The 18,652-nt window shown below is 72.4% G+C and carries 13 protein-coding genes; 6 read left to right on the plus strand and 7 right to left on the minus strand.

The window, feature by feature from the left end:
- Positions 1–795 precede the first annotated feature (795 nt).
- A complete protein-coding gene (locus tag ABZS66_RS01300) occupies positions 796–2,016 on the plus strand; it encodes an alginate lyase family protein (RefSeq protein WP_354753989.1) in 1,221 nt (406 codons plus the stop codon).
- Between the two features lie 47 nt (positions 2,017–2,063).
- On the opposite strand, the gene ABZS66_RS01305 is transcribed toward ABZS66_RS01300, so the two are convergent.
- The 5 genes from ABZS66_RS01305 to ABZS66_RS01325 all read right to left on the minus strand — a co-directional run bounded on the left by ABZS66_RS01305 (position 2,064) and on the right by ABZS66_RS01325 (position 10,549).
- Positions 2,064–4,286 carry a DUF3488 and transglutaminase-like domain-containing protein gene (locus tag ABZS66_RS01305; protein WP_354753991.1) on the minus strand — a complete coding sequence of 741 codons (2,223 nt, stop codon included), beginning with the start codon at positions 4,284–4,286 and terminating at the stop codon, positions 2,064–2,066.
- Positions 4,280–5,422: a DUF58 domain-containing protein gene (locus tag ABZS66_RS01310; protein WP_354754313.1), complete on the minus strand. Its 1,143-nt coding sequence runs from the start codon at positions 5,420–5,422 to the stop codon at positions 4,280–4,282. Before ABZS66_RS01310 ends, ABZS66_RS01305 begins: the two co-directional genes overlap by 7 nt.
- 94 nt (positions 5,423–5,516) lie before the next feature.
- Positions 5,517–6,461 carry a MoxR family ATPase gene (locus ABZS66_RS01315; RefSeq protein WP_354754314.1) on the minus strand — a complete coding sequence of 315 codons (945 nt, stop codon included), beginning with the start codon at positions 6,459–6,461 and terminating at the stop codon, positions 5,517–5,519.
- 51 nt (positions 6,462–6,512) lie between these two features.
- On the minus strand, positions 6,513–9,101 hold the full coding sequence (locus ABZS66_RS01320; RefSeq protein ID WP_354753993.1) for a fibronectin type III domain-containing protein: 2,589 nt from the start codon (positions 9,099–9,101) through the stop codon (positions 6,513–6,515).
- 98 nt (positions 9,102–9,199) lie between these two features.
- Entirely contained in the window at positions 9,200–10,549 is a 1,350-nt protein-coding gene (locus ABZS66_RS01325; RefSeq protein ID WP_354753995.1) for a hypothetical protein, read from the minus strand.
- 71 nt (positions 10,550–10,620) lie between these two features.
- Between ABZS66_RS01325 and ABZS66_RS01330 the strand changes: the two genes are divergently transcribed.
- The gene (locus ABZS66_RS01330) at positions 10,621–11,352 is read left to right on the plus strand and encodes a TetR/AcrR family transcriptional regulator (protein ID WP_354753997.1); all 732 of its coding nucleotides are present in this window, start codon (positions 10,621–10,623) and stop codon (positions 11,350–11,352) included.
- A gap of 58 nt (positions 11,353–11,410) precedes the next feature.
- On the opposite strand, the gene ABZS66_RS01335 is transcribed toward ABZS66_RS01330, so the two are convergent.
- Positions 11,411–12,331, minus strand: coding sequence for an AraC family transcriptional regulator (locus ABZS66_RS01335; protein WP_354753999.1), 921 nt, complete (start codon positions 12,329–12,331; stop codon positions 11,411–11,413).
- Positions 12,332–12,371: 40 nt separating this feature from the next.
- On the minus strand, positions 12,372–12,827 hold the full coding sequence (locus tag ABZS66_RS01340; RefSeq protein ID WP_354754001.1) for a hemerythrin domain-containing protein: 456 nt from the start codon (positions 12,825–12,827) through the stop codon (positions 12,372–12,374).
- Positions 12,828–13,691: 864 nt separating this feature from the next.
- On the opposite strand from ABZS66_RS01340, the gene ABZS66_RS01345 reads away from it, so the two are divergent.
- From ABZS66_RS01345 to ABZS66_RS01360, 4 genes are all read left to right on the plus strand, one after another.
- On the plus strand, positions 13,692–16,382 hold the full coding sequence (locus ABZS66_RS01345; RefSeq protein ID WP_354754003.1) for a nitrate- and nitrite sensing domain-containing protein: 2,691 nt from the start codon (positions 13,692–13,694) through the stop codon (positions 16,380–16,382).
- 30 nt (positions 16,383–16,412) lie between these two features.
- Positions 16,413–16,808 carry a roadblock/LC7 domain-containing protein gene (locus tag ABZS66_RS01350; protein ID WP_238013998.1) on the plus strand — a complete coding sequence of 132 codons (396 nt, stop codon included), beginning with the start codon at positions 16,413–16,415 and terminating at the stop codon, positions 16,806–16,808.
- On the plus strand, positions 16,805–17,383 hold the full coding sequence (locus tag ABZS66_RS01355) for an ATP/GTP-binding protein (RefSeq protein ID WP_354754005.1): 579 nt from the start codon (positions 16,805–16,807) through the stop codon (positions 17,381–17,383). Before ABZS66_RS01350 ends, ABZS66_RS01355 begins: the two co-directional genes overlap by 4 nt.
- A gap of 70 nt (positions 17,384–17,453) precedes the next feature.
- Positions 17,454–18,647 (plus strand): ABC transporter substrate-binding protein, encoded by a 1,194-nt coding sequence (locus ABZS66_RS01360; RefSeq protein ID WP_354754006.1) that lies wholly within the window; start codon positions 17,454–17,456, stop codon positions 18,645–18,647.
- Positions 18,648–18,652: the final 5 nt, after the last annotated feature.

Here is an 18,652-nt window from a genome sequence, read left to right on the forward strand (position 1 = left end):
GTTCTGGATGCATCACGCCTGATGTATCCGTCCTGATGCATCCGTCCTGATGCATCGTTCTGGATGCATCACGCCTGATGTATCCGTCCTGATGCATCCGTCCTGATGCATCTGTCCTGATGTATCTGTCCTGATGGATCACGCCTGATGGATCACGCCTGATGCATCCACGTCCGGTGCATCCACGTCCGGTGCATCGCGACGCGATGCATCGCGTCCGATCCATTGGGTCTGATGCAGCATTTTTGATGCATCAACCTTGATGCATCAATCCCGATGGGCTTAGGGTGCGCGCAGGGCCTGGCGCGGCGGTGGTCGGGCGCCGTCCAGCCCCGAACTGCGTTCCCGGCACCCGTGACGCCGGCCGCGCTCATGATCGTGGGAAACATCTGGCTGCCAGGGCGACCAGATGTTTCCCACGATCATGAGGCGATCATCGTTGATCGCTGTTTGGGGCCGGCCAGGGCAGCGCGGCGCCCGCGCCGGCGCGGACGCAGGCAGGCGTTCACCGGCGGGGCGGGGCGGGGGCGGGTGGCACGGTGGCACCCTGGCCCCAGCGCCCCGCCGAGCGCGCGCAAGATCGATGGCGCGATCTGGTTGCCGGGGCAGCCGGATCGCGCCATCGATCATGACGCCGCTCGCCGTTGATCGGTGTTTCGGTGGCTTCAGTGGACCTCAGCCGTGGGCGAAGCGATCCTTAAATCCGCATGTGGGCGGTTGACATCGTGACGCGTCGATGTTGACATCGGTCAGGCAACCTTCCTTACAGTTGCCCTGAAGACTCCGAGGAGCCCCATGCCCAGACCCACCCGACGGCGGCTCGCCTTCCTCGGCGCCGCGGGGCTGGCCGTTGCGATCGCCGTCGCCGGTACCACCTATGCGTCCGCCGCGTCCAACGACACCGAGTCCGCGAGCCGGCTCCAGGTCGCCGCGGCCCCGGCCACCTTTGCCCACCCCGGCGTCTTCGTCAGCCGGGCCCAGCTCGACTTCGTCCGCGGCAAGGTGCAGGCGAACGCACAGCCCTGGAAGGCCGCGTACGACCAGATGATGGCCAGCAGGTACGCATCCCTGTCGCGCACGCCGAAGCCGCGGGCGATCGTCGAGTGCGGCTCGTACTCGAACCCCAACTACGGTTGCACGGACGAGCGCGAGGACGCCATCGCCGCCTACACGCTCTCGCTGGCCTGGTACATCACGCGGGACAGCCGGTACGCGACCAAGGCCATCGCCATCATGGACGCCTGGTCGGCGACCATCCAGGACCACACCAACAGCAACGCCCCGCTCCAGACCGGCTGGGCCGGATCGTCCTGGCCCCGGGCCGCGGAGATCATCCGCTACACCTACTCGTCCTGGCCCAACCAGGCGCGCTTCGGCACGATGCTGCGCAACGTCTACCTGCCGAAGCTGATCAACGGCAGCTCCTCCAACGGTAACTGGGAGCTGTCGATGATGGAGGCCGCGATCGGCATCTCCGTCTTCCTGGAGGACCGCGCGAGCTGGGACAAGGCGATGGCCAAGTTCCGCGCCCGGGTGCCCGCCTACCTGTACGTCACGGCCGACGGCGCCTACCCGAAGGGCATCGGCAGCCGGGACACGAAGGCCGAGATCATCTCGTACTGGCAGGGCCAGAGCACCTTCGTCGACGGTATCGCGCAGGAGACCTGCCGCGACTTCACGCACACCGGGTACGGCATCTCGGCGATCTCGCACGTGGCCGAGACGACCCGCATCCAGGGACAGGACATCTACCCGGAGATCGCCGACCGGCTGCGGCACGCGCTGGGCTTCCACAGCAAGTACCAGCTCGGCGAGGCGGCCCCGAGCTGGCTCTGCGGCGGCACCCTGCACCTCGGCCTCGGCCCGATCACCGAGGTCGGCTACAACGCCCTGCACAACCGCATGGGCATCGCGATGTCGAACACCCAGCGGCTGACCGAGCAGTCCCGCCCGGCCGGCTCGAACAACCTGTTCGTCGCCTGGGAGACCCTGACCCACGCCAACAACCCCGCCTGATCAGCACCGAGCGGCCCGGCCCCTCCGAAAGCGAACGAGGGGCCGGGTTATCGGCGCCAGCGCAGCGGGCGGGGGTCGAAGGTCCACAGCACGCGGCGCCACCAGGGGCGCTGGGCCCGCAAGGCCGTCACGTAGGCGACGGCCTGATCCGCGGCCAGCCGCGCGTCCGGCTCCGACGCGACGGACCCCGGTCCGGCGAACCCGACCGCGTTGACCAGGCCGGCCAGGTCGTCCACCGGGGGGATCGGGGAACGCAGCACGACACCGCCCGCGTGGGCGTGCGGGATCGCGGCCGTCGACGCGTAGTGCGCCACCTCCTGCGCCGTCAAGTGTGGCGGCGCCGGGCGCCCCGCGAGCCGCAGGCCGGCCAGGACCTCCGACCAGGCGGCGTCGATGCGCTGGGCCGGTGGCCCGTGGTCCAGTCGCCGGCGGCGCCGGGCGCGGAGCACCAGGGGTACCGAAGAGAAGAACGCCAGCACGACGACCACCGCGACAGCGGAGGAGACGGCCGCCACCAGCGTCGCCGTGCCCGAGCCGGGCGGGGGAGCGGCCACGGAGGCCGGACCCGAGCCGGACGCGGGCGGGCTCGCCGAGACCGAGACGGGCGGCACCGACTGCGGTGGGGGCGGGGACGGCGGGGCCTTGGGCTTGAAGTCGTCGTCGACCGGGCGCTGAACGGTGTCGGACTTGGGCAGCGGGTCGAACGCCACCCAGCCGACGCCCTTGAACAGGATCTCCGGCCAGGCGATCGCGTCGCCGCCGCGCACCGCCGGGTCGTCCTTGCGGGTCTGGAAGCCCACGACCACCCGGGTCGGCAGGCCGGCCAGCCGGGCGAGCACCGCGAACGCGGCCGTGAACTGCTCGGACGTGCCCTTCTGGCCGCCGGCCTGTTTGGGGCCGAACAGGAAGTACTCGACGTTGGGGTAGGCGTGGCCGCTGGGGGCGTCGGCGACCAGCCGGTAGTGCTCCTCCAGCCACTGCTGGATCGCGAACGCCCGCTGGTACGGGTTGGAGACGCCCTCGCCGAGGTGCGACGAGAGCTGGCTGATCGAGTCGGGCACCTTGCCGGGCAGGGCCACCAGGCCGGGGACCTCCTCGGGCGACGGCACCTCGGCGACGAACAGCGCGTTGTCGTCGGGGCGCGGGTCGCGGCGGGAGGTCACCGTGTACGTCAGGCCCTTGTGCAGCGGCTCGGCATAGGCGATCGTCCCCGTCTCGGCGTCGAACGCCACGCGCACGCCGTCGACCCGCTGCGGGGTGGCGACGCCGGGCAGCAGGCGGCCGTCGAGCTCGTCGATGGTGATCCGCTGGGTCAGCTCGGGGCCGGTGCCCTCGGGCCGGCCCAGCACGCGGCCGGCGTTGCGGTACACCGAGTCGATGCGCCAGGTCACGCCGTCGTAGTCGGTGAGGACGGCGAGGCGGATCAGCGGCTGCGCCGCCGGGGTCACCTCGGCGTCGAAGAGGTGCTGGTCCTTGTTGAGGTTCCAGCCGGAGAGCCGCACCAGCGGGTTCTCGTCGAGGGAGTCGAGCTGGGGCGGCGTGACGTAGTTGCGGGGATCGACCGGGGTCGAGCTGCCCTGCTCGGCGACGGCCGGGCCGAGGAACTGCGAGAGGACCACGATGATCGCCAGCCCGGCCGCGGCGCCGGCCCCGACGCGCAGCCGGATCGTGCGGCGCTGGCCGGCGGTGAGCTCGTCGGGCTGCGGCTCGCGGGCGCTGGCGATGAGGCCCAGCGCGGCGAACGCGGCGTAGGCGAGCGGCACCCAGGTCGTGGCCCGCGCGGCGGTGGTGTCCGGGCCGACGAGGTAGAGCGCGCCGCCGAACAGCAGCGTCGGCGGGAGGTACGAGAGCAGCACGCGGCCGTACCGCACGCCGACCTCGGTGGCGGCCAGCCCGGCCAGCCAGGTGGCGATCACCGGCAGCACCACGGTGTCGGGCTGCGGCTCGATCGGGATCAGCGCGGTGAGCAGCCGCGGGATGCTGTTGCGCAGTGCCTCGCGGGCGATGTCGGGCACGCTGCCCGGCACCTGGCCGGCCGCGGCCGAGACGCGCACGGCGACGAACGTCAGCACCGCCAGCCCGAGCACCGAGGCGGGCGCCGCCGTCCAGGCCGGCAGCCGCCGCACGCCGGTGCCGATGAGCACCGAGCCGGCGGCCGCGGCGGCCATGAGCACCGTCAGCAGGGTGCCGTTGTAGATCGGGGCGAGCGCGAACCCGCTGAGCACCAGCATGCCCGCGAGCGCCACCGGGACGAACAGCCGCCTCACCACGTCTGGACCCCGTCCCACGCCGCGGCGAAGTCGGCGCCGTCGCGGGCCGCGAGCACCGTGATCCGCTCCAGGCCGGGGGCGTCGCCGTCGCCGAACACGCCCGCGACCACGGCCGCGTAGGCCCCGCGCAGGGTCGCGACCCGGCCGAGATCGGCGCTGGTGCCGCTGAGGTACACCAGCGTGTCGCCGGCCTTGCGGGTGCGCAGGTCGGCGACCGCCTCGTCGAGCCCGGCCGCGGGCCCGTGCAGCGCGGCCTCGGCCAGGACGTCGAGGAAGCCCCGGCTGCCCTTGCCGCCCGCGTGGGCGCCGCCGGCCAGGCGCAGCGCCACCGGCAGCTCCTCGCGGAACGCCGCCATGACGATCGACGCCGCCGCCTCGCACGCCGACTCGAAGCGGGCCGACTCCCCGGCGCGGTCCACGTCCGGGTACGCGTCGCGGCGGTCGTCGAGCAGCACCACGAGCCGCGGCAGGCTGGTGTCGAGGTGCTCGCGGACCATCAGCTCGCCGATCCGGGCGGTGGTGCGCCAGTGGACGTGCCGCAGCTCGTCCCCGACGACGTACTCCCGCAGCGTGTCGAACGTGATGCTGCCGTGCGGCACCCGGTCGACCCGGCCGTCGAGGGACCGCGACACGCCGGTCGGCACGGCCGTGAGCCGGTGGACGCGGGGGTACACCCACACCGTGCTCGTCCCGCCGTACCCGCGCGAGAGGGTCAGCAGCCCGAGCGGGTCGCGGCGCACCACGCGGAGCGGGCCGATCGCCACCACACCGCGCCGGGCCGTGGGCACGGGATACGACGCCGTGGTCGTGCCACCGGCCTTCAACCGCAGCAGTGGTACCGCCACCGCCGCCGGCCCGCACCGGTCGTGCGCGATCAGCGTCGCCCCGCGCAGCCGGCTCGTGTTGCCGACGTGGAGCGTGACGGTGCTCGACTCCCCGCGCATGACCCGGTCGGGCTCGACCTCGCGCTCGACGGTCAGGCGGGGGCGCCACCACACGTAGCCGCCCGCGAACAGCAGCGCGGCGAGGCAGGCGGTACCGAGCACGACCAGGTGCGGGTACCCGAAGACGAGGCCGGTGGCCAGCAGCACGGCCGCACCGGCGGCGAGCCCGGCGCCGCGCGCGGTGACACGCATCGGACCGCTCACGCGCCCTCCGCCTCGCTCCGGGCACCTGAGCTCCACCCTGTGCTCATGCTGAGCGGCCTCCTCCGCTACGCGCCGGAACCGCTCAGGCCGCGACGGGGGTCGGGACCGGCACCGCGTCGAGGATCTCGCGCACCACGTCGCCGGGGGCGACGCCGCGGACCTGCGCGTCGGGCGAGAGCACCAGCCGGTGCGCGAACACCGGCTCGGCCAGCACCTTGAGGTCCTCGGGCACCACGTAGCCACGGCTGTCGGTGAGCGCATATGCGCACGCGGCCCGGGTCAGCGCAATGACGCCGCGCGGGCTGACCCCGATGCGCACCCGCGGGTGGCTCCGCGTTGCGTTGGCCAGCCGCACCGCGTAGCCATACAGCGCGTCGGCGACGTGCACCCGGCGGGCGAGGGCGACCAGCTGGGCCACGACCTGCGTGTCGGTGACCGGGGGCAGCGCCTCGGGGGAGCGGCTCACCGCGCCGCGCAGCACCTCGATCTCGACGGCCTCGCTCGGGTAGCCGACGGCGAGCTTCATGAGGAAGCGGTCGAGCTGGGCCTCGGGCAGCCGGTAGGTGCCGTCCATCTCGATCGGGTTCTGCGTGGCGACCACCAGGAACGGGCGCGGCACGCCGTGCCGCACACCGTCGACGGTGACCGTGCGCTCCTCCATGACCTCCAGCAGCGCCGACTGGGTCTTCGGCGACGCCCGGTTGATCTCGTCGGCGATGACGATGTTGGCGAAGACCGGGCCCGGGTGGAACTCGAACCCGCGGGTCGCCTGGTTGAAGATCGTCACGCCGGTGACGTCGGACGGCAGCAGGTCGGGCGTGAACTGGATGCGCCGCCACTGCCCCTGCACGCTGGCCGCCATGGCCCGCGCGAGCGTGGTCTTGCCGACGCCGGGCACGTCCTCGAGCAGGACGTGCCCCTCGGCGAGCAGCGCGGTCATCGTCAGCCGGACCACGAGCGGCTTGCCGAGCACGATCGACTCGACGTTGCGGGCGAGGCGGCCGACCAGGCCGGCCGCGGCCGCGATCTCCTCGGTGCCGGGCGGGTCAGTGGGCGTTTCGGGGGTCACGGTGCTCCATCAACATTGCTTCAACGGTCCGGTGCCGTTGGGGAGATTGAACCAGGCGTAGGGGATGTAGTTCTCCCCCTGGAATTGGATCTTGATCCAGACGGTGCTCTTGCGCCCGCCCCACGGCTCGGCGTTGATGGACGTGCCGGTGTTGACCTGGCAGACCGCGACGTAGCTGTCCGGCGCGAAGACGTCGCCGGCGGACGCGCCGTTCTGCGACGGCGTGCGGTACACCCAGATGCCGCCGTTCGGCGCGCCCCGGCCGCAGTAGCTCGTGTCGCCGCAGATGACCGTGCCGCGGTAGGTCGGCGTGGTGATCGAGCCGGTGCCGCCGGCGGTCATGCCGGCCGCGTTGGTGATCGTCACCGTGTAGCTGTAGGCCGTCGCCGGCCACAGCCCGTTCATCGTCAGCGACCCCGAGCACGCGCCCTCGATCGCGCCGGCCCCGGCCACGTCGAGCCGGCAATTGGCCGGCGCCCCGCCGCCGTCGGTCGCGGTGAACCGGACCGTGATCGAGTTGAGCGCGGCGGTGCTGCCGCCCGCGTCGACGGTCATCTTCGGCTGGGCCAGCGTGTCGGCCGCGCCGGTCGCCACCGCGCCCGGGCCGGCCTTGTTGACCGCCCGCAGCTGGATCGTGACGTGCTCGGCGTCCTTGAAGCCGGTGAACTCGTGGCTGAGCGCGGTGTCGAGCGTCTGCTTCTGCCCGTTGACCGTCGCCTCGTACCCCGTGATCGGCGCGCCGTTGTCCTGCGGCACCCGCCAGGCCGCGACGACCGTGCCGCGCTTCGTCGCGACGGCCTTCACGGTCAGCCCGCCCGGCGCCGACGGCTTGTTGAACGGCACCACCGACGGGCTCAGCGGCGACTGGGTCGAGCTGGCGCCGATGTCGTTGACCGAGGCGACCCGGAAGGCGACCTGCGTCCCGTAGGGCAGCTCGCCCGCCGGCACGGTCAGCGTCGGCTGGCCGGACTCGAACGTCTTGCCCTCGGCGGTCGACACGCTGGTCACCACGTAGCGCACGACCTTGCGGCCCTGCCCGTTCGCCGCCGGCCAGGTCACCGTGACCGTGCCGTCGGGGTTGGCGGTGGCGGCGACGCTCACCGGCGGGTCGGGGACCTCGGACGTCGGCGTCACCGGGTTGGCCGCCCGCTTGGGCCCGGCGCCCTTCGCGTTCACCGCGTGCACGGTGAACTTGTAGGACTGGCCGTTGGTGAGGCCGGTGACGTCGAGGGAGCGCACGTTGGCGCCGACCTCGTGGGTCTTGCCGTCGCCCTCCACCACGTACTTCGTGATCGCGTTACCGTTGGGCGCCGCCGTCGTCCAGGTGACCCGGGCCTGCGCGTTGCCGGCCGTCGCGTTGACCCGCGGCGGGGCGCCGGGCGGGCCGACCGGCGGCTTGGCCGGGGGCGGCGGCGGTGGCGCCGGCGGTGCCTCGCCGCCGACGACGTCCTTCGCATACTTGTCCACGGTGCGCACGTGGTGCTGCTCGTCCACGACCCGGGCGGTCGAGCCGCCGGGCGCGTTGATGAACATCCGGTTTTCCCGGACCTCCAGCTCCAGCGGCTTCCCGCCGGCCTCGATCCGGATCGGGTCGAGGGCCTTGCCCTGCCCGTCGAGCACGTAGACCGTGCCGGTCGAGTCGTCGGCGCAGTAGAACCGGCCCGACCAGGCCACACAGGGCTGCAGCGCCGGGCTCTCGCCGGGCACCGCGAAGTCGGCAACCCGGTCGCCGTTCACCACGTAGACGTGGCGGTCGTCGACGACCGTCACCGGCACGTCGCTGCCGACCGTGCGCTGCGGCATCGCGCCCGGCCCGGCGAGGCGCAGCGGCACCTGGCGGACCGCGTCGCCGCGCAGCGTGGTCAGCGTGGTCGCGGTCTTGTCGAGCACGGCGACGCCGGTGTCGAGGATCGACAGCGCGAGGTCGTGGCTGGGGTCGGCGACGCCGACGGTATTGACGATGCCCGGGCTGCCGCCGGTGCCGCCGCCCTGGCCGCCCTGCGCGCTCGCGGACGCGGCCGGCTTGCGCGGCGCCGGCTTCACCGCGACGACCGTGCCCTCCGACGGCACGAGCAGCCAGAGCCGCCCGCTGTCGTCGAAGACGCCGCCCGAGAGGCCCGGCGGGAAGCTCAGCGTCTCGCCGACCGGCAGCAGCGTCGCCGGGTCGAGCTGGCGGACCAGGCCCTGCACCGCGTCGACGATGAACGCCACGTCGTCGTGCACCGCGACCGTCACGCCGAGCCCCGGCGTCGACTGGGTCGTCGCGCCGAGCGTCAGGCTGGACAGGTCGAGGACGCTGATCTTGCCCGTGTTGAGGTCACGCAGGATCACGAAGCGGTCGCTCTGGCTGACCTGCATCGTGTGGCCCTGCGCGTCGGTGATCTTCGTGCGGGTGTCGACCTTGCCCGTCACGCCGTTGACCCGGGCGACCTCGCCCTTGTCGCCGCTCCACAGCCAGGAGCTGACGTCGAAGCTGGCCACGGCGTTGTTCGCCGCGCCGGTGCCGAAGAGCGTGAGGCCCAGGACGACGACGAGCCCGACGACCGTGCTCAGCGTCACCAGCCCGCCGCTCTTGCGCGAACGCAGGCTCAGCCGCATCTTCGGCCCCCTCCCCGAAACCGGCGCCCATCATATTCCCGTCGATGCCTCGGCACACGCGGGGTGTGCGGTGCGTGCATCGGCTGACACGGTGGGTGTCAGGTTCTGTTTGTACACGCCAGGTCTGACAGTTCCACGCTGTCGGTGCTGTAGACCGCAGCGACGGTGAAGCAGTAGTCGAGCTTCGGATTCAGCCCGTTGAGCGTGAACGTCGTCGATCCGGCCGGCATGACCTGCAGCTGGCGCAGCGCGCCCTGCTGGCCGCCGGCCACGATGAACGGCACGGTGCCGTCCGACGGATCGACCCATGTCAGTGTGATGGCTGTGCGGTCGTCGCGCAGCCTGAGCTGTGCCGGCGCCTTGGGGTTCCCGGCCGGCCCACCGGCCGGGGTCGCCGGCGCGGTGGTGATGGTAGTGGTGGTCGCCGGCCCACCGGACGGCTGGGCGACCGGATCGCTCGTCTGCGGCCGGGCCAGTACGAACGCCACGACGGCCGCCGCGGCCCCGCCGACCAGGGCGACGAGGACGATCACGAGCAGTGCGGTGACGGGCGAGCGCCGCCGGGGCGCCTCGTCGTACTCGGCAACGTCGGCCGGCCCCTGCGCTTCCCAGGGCGGCGCCGACGCGGGCGGCCCGGAGGCCGGATACCCGTACGGCGGCGCGGACGCCGGCGGCCCGGAGGCCGGGTAGCCGGTCGCACCGTAGGCCGGCGCTTCCGCGGACGGCAGCGGCCCGTACGAGGGCGGCGTGGAGACCGGCGGTGGCCCGTACGCAGGTGGTGTCGAAACCGGCGGCGGTCCGTACGCAGGTGGTGTCGAGATCGGCGGCGGCGCGTACACCGGCGGCGCCGAGACGATCGGGACCGGCGGCGGCCCGGAGGCCGGCGGCCCGGAAGGCGGCCACGGCGGCATCGGATCGTCGTCGGCCGGCCAGATCTGCGGCCCGGCGGCCGTCGGCGGCGACACCGGATCGAACGACGCCGGCGCCGTGGCGTGCGGCACGTGCACGGGCGTCGCCTGCTCGGCCAGCCCGAGATACCGCCGGGCCGCCCGCACGCTCGGATGATCGTCGCCGAGCGCCTGCGGCCCCAGCCGGACCACCTGCCCGTAGCGGCGCTTCGCCTCGAAGACGTTGCCCAGCTCGTCGGCGATGCGGGCCAGCTCGTACGCCAGGCCGAGCATGACCTCGTGCCCGTCCCCGAGCCGGTGGTAGCCGACCGCGAGGCTCTCCTCCAGCACCCGCCGCGCGTCGGCGAGCTCACCGAGGTCGGCGTGGAACTTCGCGAGCAGCCCGGTCGCCGCCAGCACCTCGGGGTCGTCCGGACCGGCCTCGGCGCCGGCCCGCTCGACGGCCTCGTCAAGCAGCGCGAACGCGCCCCGGGTGTCGCCCTGCGCCGCGACCGCCCGGGCGCCCTGGACGGCGCTCGCGAGTCGGCCAGTCGTGGACACGCCGATACTCTGCCCTGTCCCACGCCTCGGGCGCCACCCCGCAAGTTGCCCGCACGATCGATACTTGTCAGATGGCGAACGAACAGCTTGCCCCGCTGCCGGGCGCCCGCGAAGGACGCGATCCCTCCCGGGCCATCAAACGGGGCCCGAGCCGCGTGCCGCCCGAGGTCGTCGCGGCCAACCAGCGCGACCGGCTGTTCGACGCGCTCGTCCACACGGTCGCCCAGAAGGGGTACGCCAACGCGACCGTCAGCGACATCTGCCGGGCCGCCGGCGTGACCCGCCCGGCGTTCTACGCGCTCTTCGCCGGCAAGGACGACGCCCTCATCGCGACCTACCGCCACGGCACCGACCTGCTGCTCAAGCTCATGGAGGACGCGTACCGGGCCGAGCCCGAGTGGCGCGACGGCGCCCGCTCGGCCCTGCGGGTCATGCTCCAGGTGCTCGCCGAGCTGCCCGCGTTCGCCACGATGGCGGTCGTCGAGATCGACGCCGCCGGCCCGCTGGCCCGGGCCGAGCGCGCCCAGCTGCTGCGCCGCTTCGACCGCTTCTTCGCCGACGCGCCCCGCGCGTCCGACCTGCCGATGCCGGAGGAGCTGGTGGAGACGATCGTGGGCGGCATCTACGCCACGATCTACCGCTACGTCGCGAGCGGCCGGGTCGACCAGCTGCCGGGCCTGCTGCCGACGCTGTCGTACTTCACGCTGGTCCCGTTCGTCGGCCGCGAGGAGGCCGCCCTGGAGCTCGACGACGACACCCCACCGGCCCGGGCCCGCCCGGAGGCCTGCCCCATCACGCCGTAACGCCTCCCCGCCCCACACCGCCCGCGATCTTGGAGTCGGGCTGGCGGGGCAGGCGGGGTCAGGCGGACCGGGGCGTCAGGCGGCCGGGCAGCGCCGAGCGCTGGTGCGGCACCCGGGGCGCAGGGGAGCGGCGCAGCGCCGCCCGGAACGCGCCGGGGGACTGGCCGGTCTCGCGGGCGAAGAAGCGCCCGAAGTTCGTCGGCTCGTCGAAGCCCAGCCGCCGCCCCACGTCGGCGACCGGGTCGTCGCCCGTGGCCAGCAGCCGCTTCGCCTCCAGCGCGATCCGCTCGTCGATGAGCTGCTTCGCGCTGCGGCCGGTGACCGCCAGGCTGGCCCGGGTCAGCGTGCGGACCGAGCAGCGCAGCGTCTCCGCGAACTCCTCGACCCGCCGGTGCGTCACGTCCCGCTCCAGTTCGGTGCGCAGCAGCCCGAGGAGCAGCGCCGCCGGACCGGCCGGCGGAGGGGGTGCCAGCGCCGAGATTCTCATCAGCAGTACCGCCATCGAGTGCGCGAGCAGCGCCGCGCCCAGCCGGGTCCCGCCGTACCGCGCCTGGTCGACGCCGATCTGGGCGATCTCGGCGACCAGCGCCTCCTCGTCCTCGCCCGCCGGCTGCCAGCACGTCGCCGTGAGCGGGTCGGCCACCAGCTCCCGCAGCCCGTCGATCTCCGGCAGCGTCGGCAGGATGCCCGGGGCGAACGCGAGCACCGTGGCGTCGAAGCCGGCCTGCCCGCCGAACTGGTGCACCTGGCCGGGCCGGCCCCACAGCAGCGTGCCGGGCCGGCACGCATACGTCACGAAGTCGAGCGCATGGGTGCCCTGCCCGGCGGTGACGAGCATGACGACGTGGTCCTCGGTGCGCTGCGGCATGCGGTCCACGGGGAGGTCGCTCAGCCGCGCGGTGGCGACCGGACCGGCGAGCGGCTGCGTCGCAGCGACCGCCGCGCCCGGGGGCAGGGTGCGCGGGCCCAAACTGACCATGACCAGCCCGACTGTACCGAAGTAGGGCCAGTCGGCAAGTTCACCGCCGCAGGCCGAGACCGGCGACCGCCAGCTCCCGCAGCCGGACCCCCTCGAAGGCCGTGCCCAGCTCGTCGAGGCGCTCGGCCGGCACCGCCTCCTGCAGCGCCGGCAGCATCACGGTCTCCTCCTCCTCGACGTGGTGCCGGACGGCCTCGACGAAGTCCTCCAGCAGGTCCTCGAAGTCGGGGCCCTTGGGCGACATCCGCTGCAGGTCGTGCAGCAGCCGCTCGGCCTGGTGGTGCTCGTCGGCGCCGCGGTGGGCCTCCTCCTGCTCGCCGATCTCGGCGAGCACGGGGTACACCGTCTCCTCCTCGGCGTGGCTGTGCGCGGTGAGCCGGGCCGCGCACTCGTCGAGCAGTCGCTGGCGGTCGCCGTGGCCGGAGCGCAGCTTGTCGAAGACCCGCTCCATGACCCGGTGGTCGTTCACGATCAGCGTGACGGCGTCAGTTGCCATGACCCCTCCCGAAAGCGATGCCCTCCATCTCCGGTCGCGCGTACCCGGGTACAAGTAGGGCCAAACGGGCGAATGAGACGAACCGGCCGCGCGTCCCGGAGTGCGGAAAGCGCTCTCTGCCCCCTGCCGGACGGCGCCTGTTGCCGATAGGATCGATGGCTGTCGTCGCGGGTGTCACCCCCGGAATCGTCGCTCCGGTGGGGGTCGAGCGCGCCGGCGGCGCGCCTGCGGCCGGTCGGGTTCCGACGGCCGCGTCCGCGCCGGTGAACGCCGGGTTGGCAGCGGTCGACGATTTTGTTACCAGCGCGTAGGCATTGTCGCTCGAGCATATTGTCGATAGACAAACAATTACTCGGCGCATTGTCGACAGTGCATAGTGTAATTATTTCGAGCACGTAACTTCTGCGTCACGCGGAAGTTTCGCCAGGCGGCCAACAATCCCTCGATTCCCACCGGAACCAGCCGTTTGGGTCCGTACGTCTTCCGGAATCCGAGGCGAACGGATGAGTGAGAAACAGGCGATCGTCGCTGGATGGGGTACGTCGGTATTGACACGGATGGGCCGACCTGTGATTGTGCTCAACGTCGATGCGCAGAGTGGGAAGTTTTGGGCGCCGATCGCGCCGCCTCCCGCTCGTCCTGCGCTCGACCTGCATTGTCAACCTCGGATGCCTGCGGGGACTTTTCGTGACCCAAAGCCAGAGTGCGCTGCCCGTGCCCGCCCAACGGCAGGGCCGCGACCCTCGGCAGATCGAGCGCCGACCGACCCGTCATAACCGCCATGGGCAGCCAATGCCCGGCGGTCGGGAAAGCGGGCAGCGCGCGGGCCGCCGGATCATCGACCAACTCCGTCTCATTGTCGCCGTGCCGCTCGTCGCCGTCGTGGTGTTCGCCGGCATCGCCCTCGTCAGCACCGTCCAGCAGGTGAACCGCACGCGGAACCTGCAGAACCTCGCCGCGCTCGCCTCCGAGGCGGGCGGCCTCGCCCACGCGCTCCAGCGTGAGCGGGCCGCGGCGGTGAGCGTGGTGCTGAACAAGACCAACCCGGCACCGCAGGTCGAGGCCTTCAACCAGCAGTTGATGCTGACCGACGACACCGCGCGCACCTACGCGGAGAAGCGCCGCTCGGTCAGCGGCAACGACGTGCTCGAACGCATCGACACCAGCCTCGCGTCGCTCGTCAAGGTCCGTGAGCAGGTGCGCAACAAGGACGCCAAGATCACTGTGTCCGGTCTGGCGTTCACCTACCGCATCCTGATCGCCGACCTGCTGACCTTCCGCGAGTCGGTGGCCCGCTCCGGCGCCCCGACCGACCTCGCCGACGAGATCCGCGCCGCCGCGGCGCTCTCCCGGGCCGCCGAGTCGCTCGGCCAGCAGCAGGTCGCGGTGCTCCGCGCCCTCGACGCGGGAGCGCTGACCCCGGCGCTCCAGGTGGAGATCACCGCGACGCGCACGAGCTTCACCGAGGCGTCGGTCGCGTTCAACCAGCTCGCCCCCGGCGAATGGCGGACCTGGTACGAGCAGGCCAGCACCGGTGAGCAGGTCGTCGCCGCGCAGCGCTTCCAGGACCAGGTCGCCCGCACCGCCGCCGGCCAGGGGATCGGCCTCGACGCGGTGGGCTGGATCAACGCGATGTCCGGCTGGTCGGGCCTGCTCTACCAGGTGGAGCAGAAGGTCGACGACGCGGTCGTCGGCAAGGTCCAGGAGCTGCGCGACGACCAGATGACCCAGGCCGCGATCCAGATCGCCGCCGTGGCCGCCGTGCTGCTCATCGCGATCATCCTCACCGGTATGGTCGCGCGGCGCATCACGCGGCGCCTGCGCTACCTGCACGACGCCGCCCGCACCGTCGCCTACGACCAGCTGCCGGCGGTCGTCGCCGAGCTGCGAGCCGCCGCGCCCGGCACGGTCGACCCGGACGAGGTCGCCGACCGGGCCTCGGCAACGCTGGTCGTATCCGGCGCCGACGAGGTCGCCGACGTGGCCAGCGCCTTCCGCGCGGTCCACCGCGAGGCGGTCCGGATCGCCGGTGAGCAGGCCGTCATGCGGTCCAACGTCGCCGAGATCTTCGTCCACCTGTCCCGCCGCGAGCAACGACTGGTCGACGCCGTGCTCGCCCAGGTCGACCGGGTCGAGCGGGACGAGACCGACCCCGACCGGCTGCAACAGCTGTACCAACTGGACCACCTCGCCACCCGCATGGCCCGGATCAACCTGAGCCTCCTGGTGCTGGGCGGCTCCGGGGCGGCCCGCATCCGGCGCGAGGACGCGCCGCTCGGCAAGGTTCTCCAGGCGGCCATCTCGCAGATCGAGCACTACGTCCGGGTCCGCTTCGGCAGCATCGACGACGACGTCGCCGTGGTCGCCGAGGCGGTCGACGAGATCGTGCACCTCCTGGCCGAGCTGCTGGACAACGCGACCGGCTACTCCCCGCCGGAGTCGGACGTCTGGGTCACCGCCCGGGGGCTCGGCGACCGGATCATCATCCAGATCGTCGACTCCGGCGTCGGCTTGGCGCCGGCCCGCCGCGCGCAGCTCAACGACCTGCTCGAGGAGCCGCCCGCGATCGACATCGCCGCGGTCCGCGCCATGGGTCTCACCGTGGTCGGGCACATCGCCGCGCGGTACAACATCCTCGTCCAGCTGCGTCCCGGCCAGCACACCGGCACGCTCGCCGAGGTGACGATCCCCAGCACCGTGTTCCGCCCGATCATGGCGTCGGAGCGGCAGCCGCAGCTGGCCCCGGTCGGCGGCGGCGGGGGCGAGAGCGCGCCGCGCCCGGCGAACGACCTGTTCACGCCGCAGCCCCAGCAGCCGCCCGCCGCGTCGCCGGACAACAGCCTCTTCTCGGTTCCCACGCAGGAGATCCGCGCGGTGCCGCACGCGCAGACGATGGCCATGCCGATGATGGCCGCGCCGTCGATGGCCGCGCCGCCGCAGGGGTACGCGCCGCCGCAGGACTACCCGCCACAGGACTACCCGCCACAGGGGTACCAGCAGCAGGGGTACCAGCAGCAGGGGTACCAGCCGCAGGGGTACCAGCCGCAGGAGTACCAGCAGCAGGGGTACCAGCCGCAGGGCTACCAGCAGCCGACCCCGATGCCCGCGGCGGCGCCACCGCCGCCCGGCCCGGGCGCCTGGCCCCCGTTGCCGCCGCCCGACGTCCCGGCCGTGCTCGCCGCGGTCGCGGACGAGTCGATCGAGCTGCCCATCTTCAAGTCGGTCAACGGGTGGTTCCGGGTCGAGTCGTCGGCAGCGGCAGCGGTCGCGGTGGAGACCACGGTCGCCGAGCCGGTGAACTGGGAGACCAGTGCCGACACCGGCTGGCGGGCGGCCCAGCAGGCCGCCACCCCGCAGGTCAGCTCCACCACGTCGTCCGGCCTGCCGGTTCGCGCGGCGGGGCGGCACCTGGTGCCCGGCGCCGCCGAGCCGTCCGCGGCGGAGCGGGCGGCCGCCACCGGCAGCAGCGCGCCGCGTCGCGACCCCACCAAGGTCGCCGCCGCGATGTCCGCCTACGCCCGCGGTGTGGCCAACCGGCGTACCCCGGCGAACTGAACCACGTGAGGAAACGAGAGGACCACTTCTGTGACCGACCCGAGGGATCTCGGTTGGCTGCTGGACAGTTTTGCGAGCCGTACGCCTGACGTCGCCCACGCGCTGGCGATCTCGACGGACGGTCTCGTGCTGGCCCATACCCGGGCGCTGCCCCGCGACCGGGCCGACCAGCTCGCCGCCACCGGCAGCGGCCTTGTCGCGCTGCTCGCCGGCGCGGCCCGGTTCTTCGAGGCCGGCAGCGTGATCTCGAACGTGACGCAGCTCGACGGCGGCTTCATGTTCTGCATGGCGTTCAGCGACGGCGCCTCGCTGCTCGTGCTCGCCTCGCCGAACGCCGACGTCGGCAAGGTCTCCTACGAGATGACCGACCTGGCGAACCGCATCGGTGACGCGCTGACTCCGGCTGTGCGGGGACCGTCGTTGTGACCGAGCCAGCACGTCGCGGCCGGCCCACCGCAGTCAAGATCATCATCGCGGGTGGCTTCGGCGCGGGCAAGACCACGCTGGTCGGGTCGATCTCCGAGATCCCGCCGGTCACCACCGAAGCGCTCATGACCACCGCCAGCATGGCGCATGACGACGCGACGCTCGTGCCCGACAAGGGCAGCACCACGGTCGCCATGGACTTCGGGCGCATCACGCTCTACCAGGACCTGGTGCTGTACCTCTTCGGTACCCCGGGCCAGAAGCGGTTCTGGTTCATGTGGGACGAGCTGTGTCGCGGCGCCATCGGCGCCGTGGTCATCGCCGACACCCGCCGGCTCGCGGACTGCTTCGGGGCCATCGACTTCTTCGAGAACCGGCGGCTGCCGTACGTCATCGCGGTGAACAACTTCGAAGGCTCGGCGCGCTACCACCTCGAGGACATCCGGGAGGCGCTGGCCATCCACCGCAGCGTCCCCATGCTCGACGCCGACGTGCGCTCCCGGGCGTCGGCGAAGGAGATCCTCGTGACCGTCACCGAACACGCGCTGACGCTGCGCACCGGCGTGCGCCGGTAACGCGTCAGCCCAACCCTCCCAGCTCAGCCCCCCAGCTCAGCCCCAAAGAATGCACCTCAAGAGGAGACCCATGTCCCTGCACGGACGCTGGACCAGAGCCGTCAGCGCAATCATGGCGACCGGCCTGCTGCTCGCCGCGGCCGGCTGTGCCAAAGACGAGGAGTCGGGGAGCGCCGGCACGGCCTCGACCCTGAAGATCGGCTTCCTCGGTTCACTCAGTGGCACCTACCAGGCGGTCGGCACCGACCTGAAGAAGGGCTTCGAGCTCTACCTCAAGATGCACGACAACAAGCTCGGCGGCCACCCGATCGACCTGAAGGTCGCCGACGAGGGCGACGGCGTGGACACCGCGGTGCCCGCCGCCACCAAGCTCATCAAGGAAGAGAAGGTCCTCGCGCTGACGGGCATCGTCGGCGGTGGCTCGGTGGCCGGCGTCGCGGGGCTGCTCAACGAGGCGAAGGTGCCGCTCATCGGCTCCAACGGCCGCCCGGACCTCAAGGACGTCAGCCGGGTCTGGACCACGAGCTTCATGTCGACGGACCCCGGCCAGTCGATCGCGCAGTACATCAAGGACAAGGTGGACGGCCCGGTCTTCGCGATCGGCCCGAACTACCAGGGTGGCTTCGACGAGGTCGGCGGCTTCACCACCGAGTTCGCCAAGATCGGCGGCAAGCTGGCCAACCCCGACGGCAAGACGCTGTGGACGCCGTTCCCGACGACCACCAACTTCCTGCCCTACCTGTCGCAGGTCAAGGCGGCCAACGCGAAGGCCGTCTACACCTTCTACGCCGGCAAGGCCGCGATCGACTTCGTGAAGCAGTACAAGCAGTCCGACGCGAAGGACATCCCGCTGTACGGCGCCTTCCTCACCGAGGGCTCGGTCCTGCAGGCCGAGGGTGACTCCGCGCTCGGCGTCTACACCGTCTGCAACTACTCGCCCGACCTCGACAACGAGGAGAACCGCAAGTTCGTCGCCGCCTGGCAGCAGGCCTACCCGGACGCGACCCCGACCACGTACGCGATGGCGTCCTACGACGCGGCGGCCGTGCTCGACCGGGCCATCGCGGCGGCCGGCGACAACGTCACCTCGGAGACGATCAACGAGCAGGTCGGCAAGCTGGGTCAGATCTCCAGCCCGCGTGGCCAGTGGCAGTTCGGCAAGAACCACGCGCCGATCCAGAAGTGGTACCTGCGTCAGGTCAAGAGCGACGGCCGGGCCATCGCGAACGTGCTGGTGCAGGATCTCGCGACGGTCGGTGCCTAGCTCAG

This window comes from Dactylosporangium sp. NPDC005572, assembly GCF_040605515.1.
Classification (GTDB): domain Bacteria; phylum Actinomycetota; class Actinomycetes; order Mycobacteriales; family Micromonosporaceae; genus Dactylosporangium.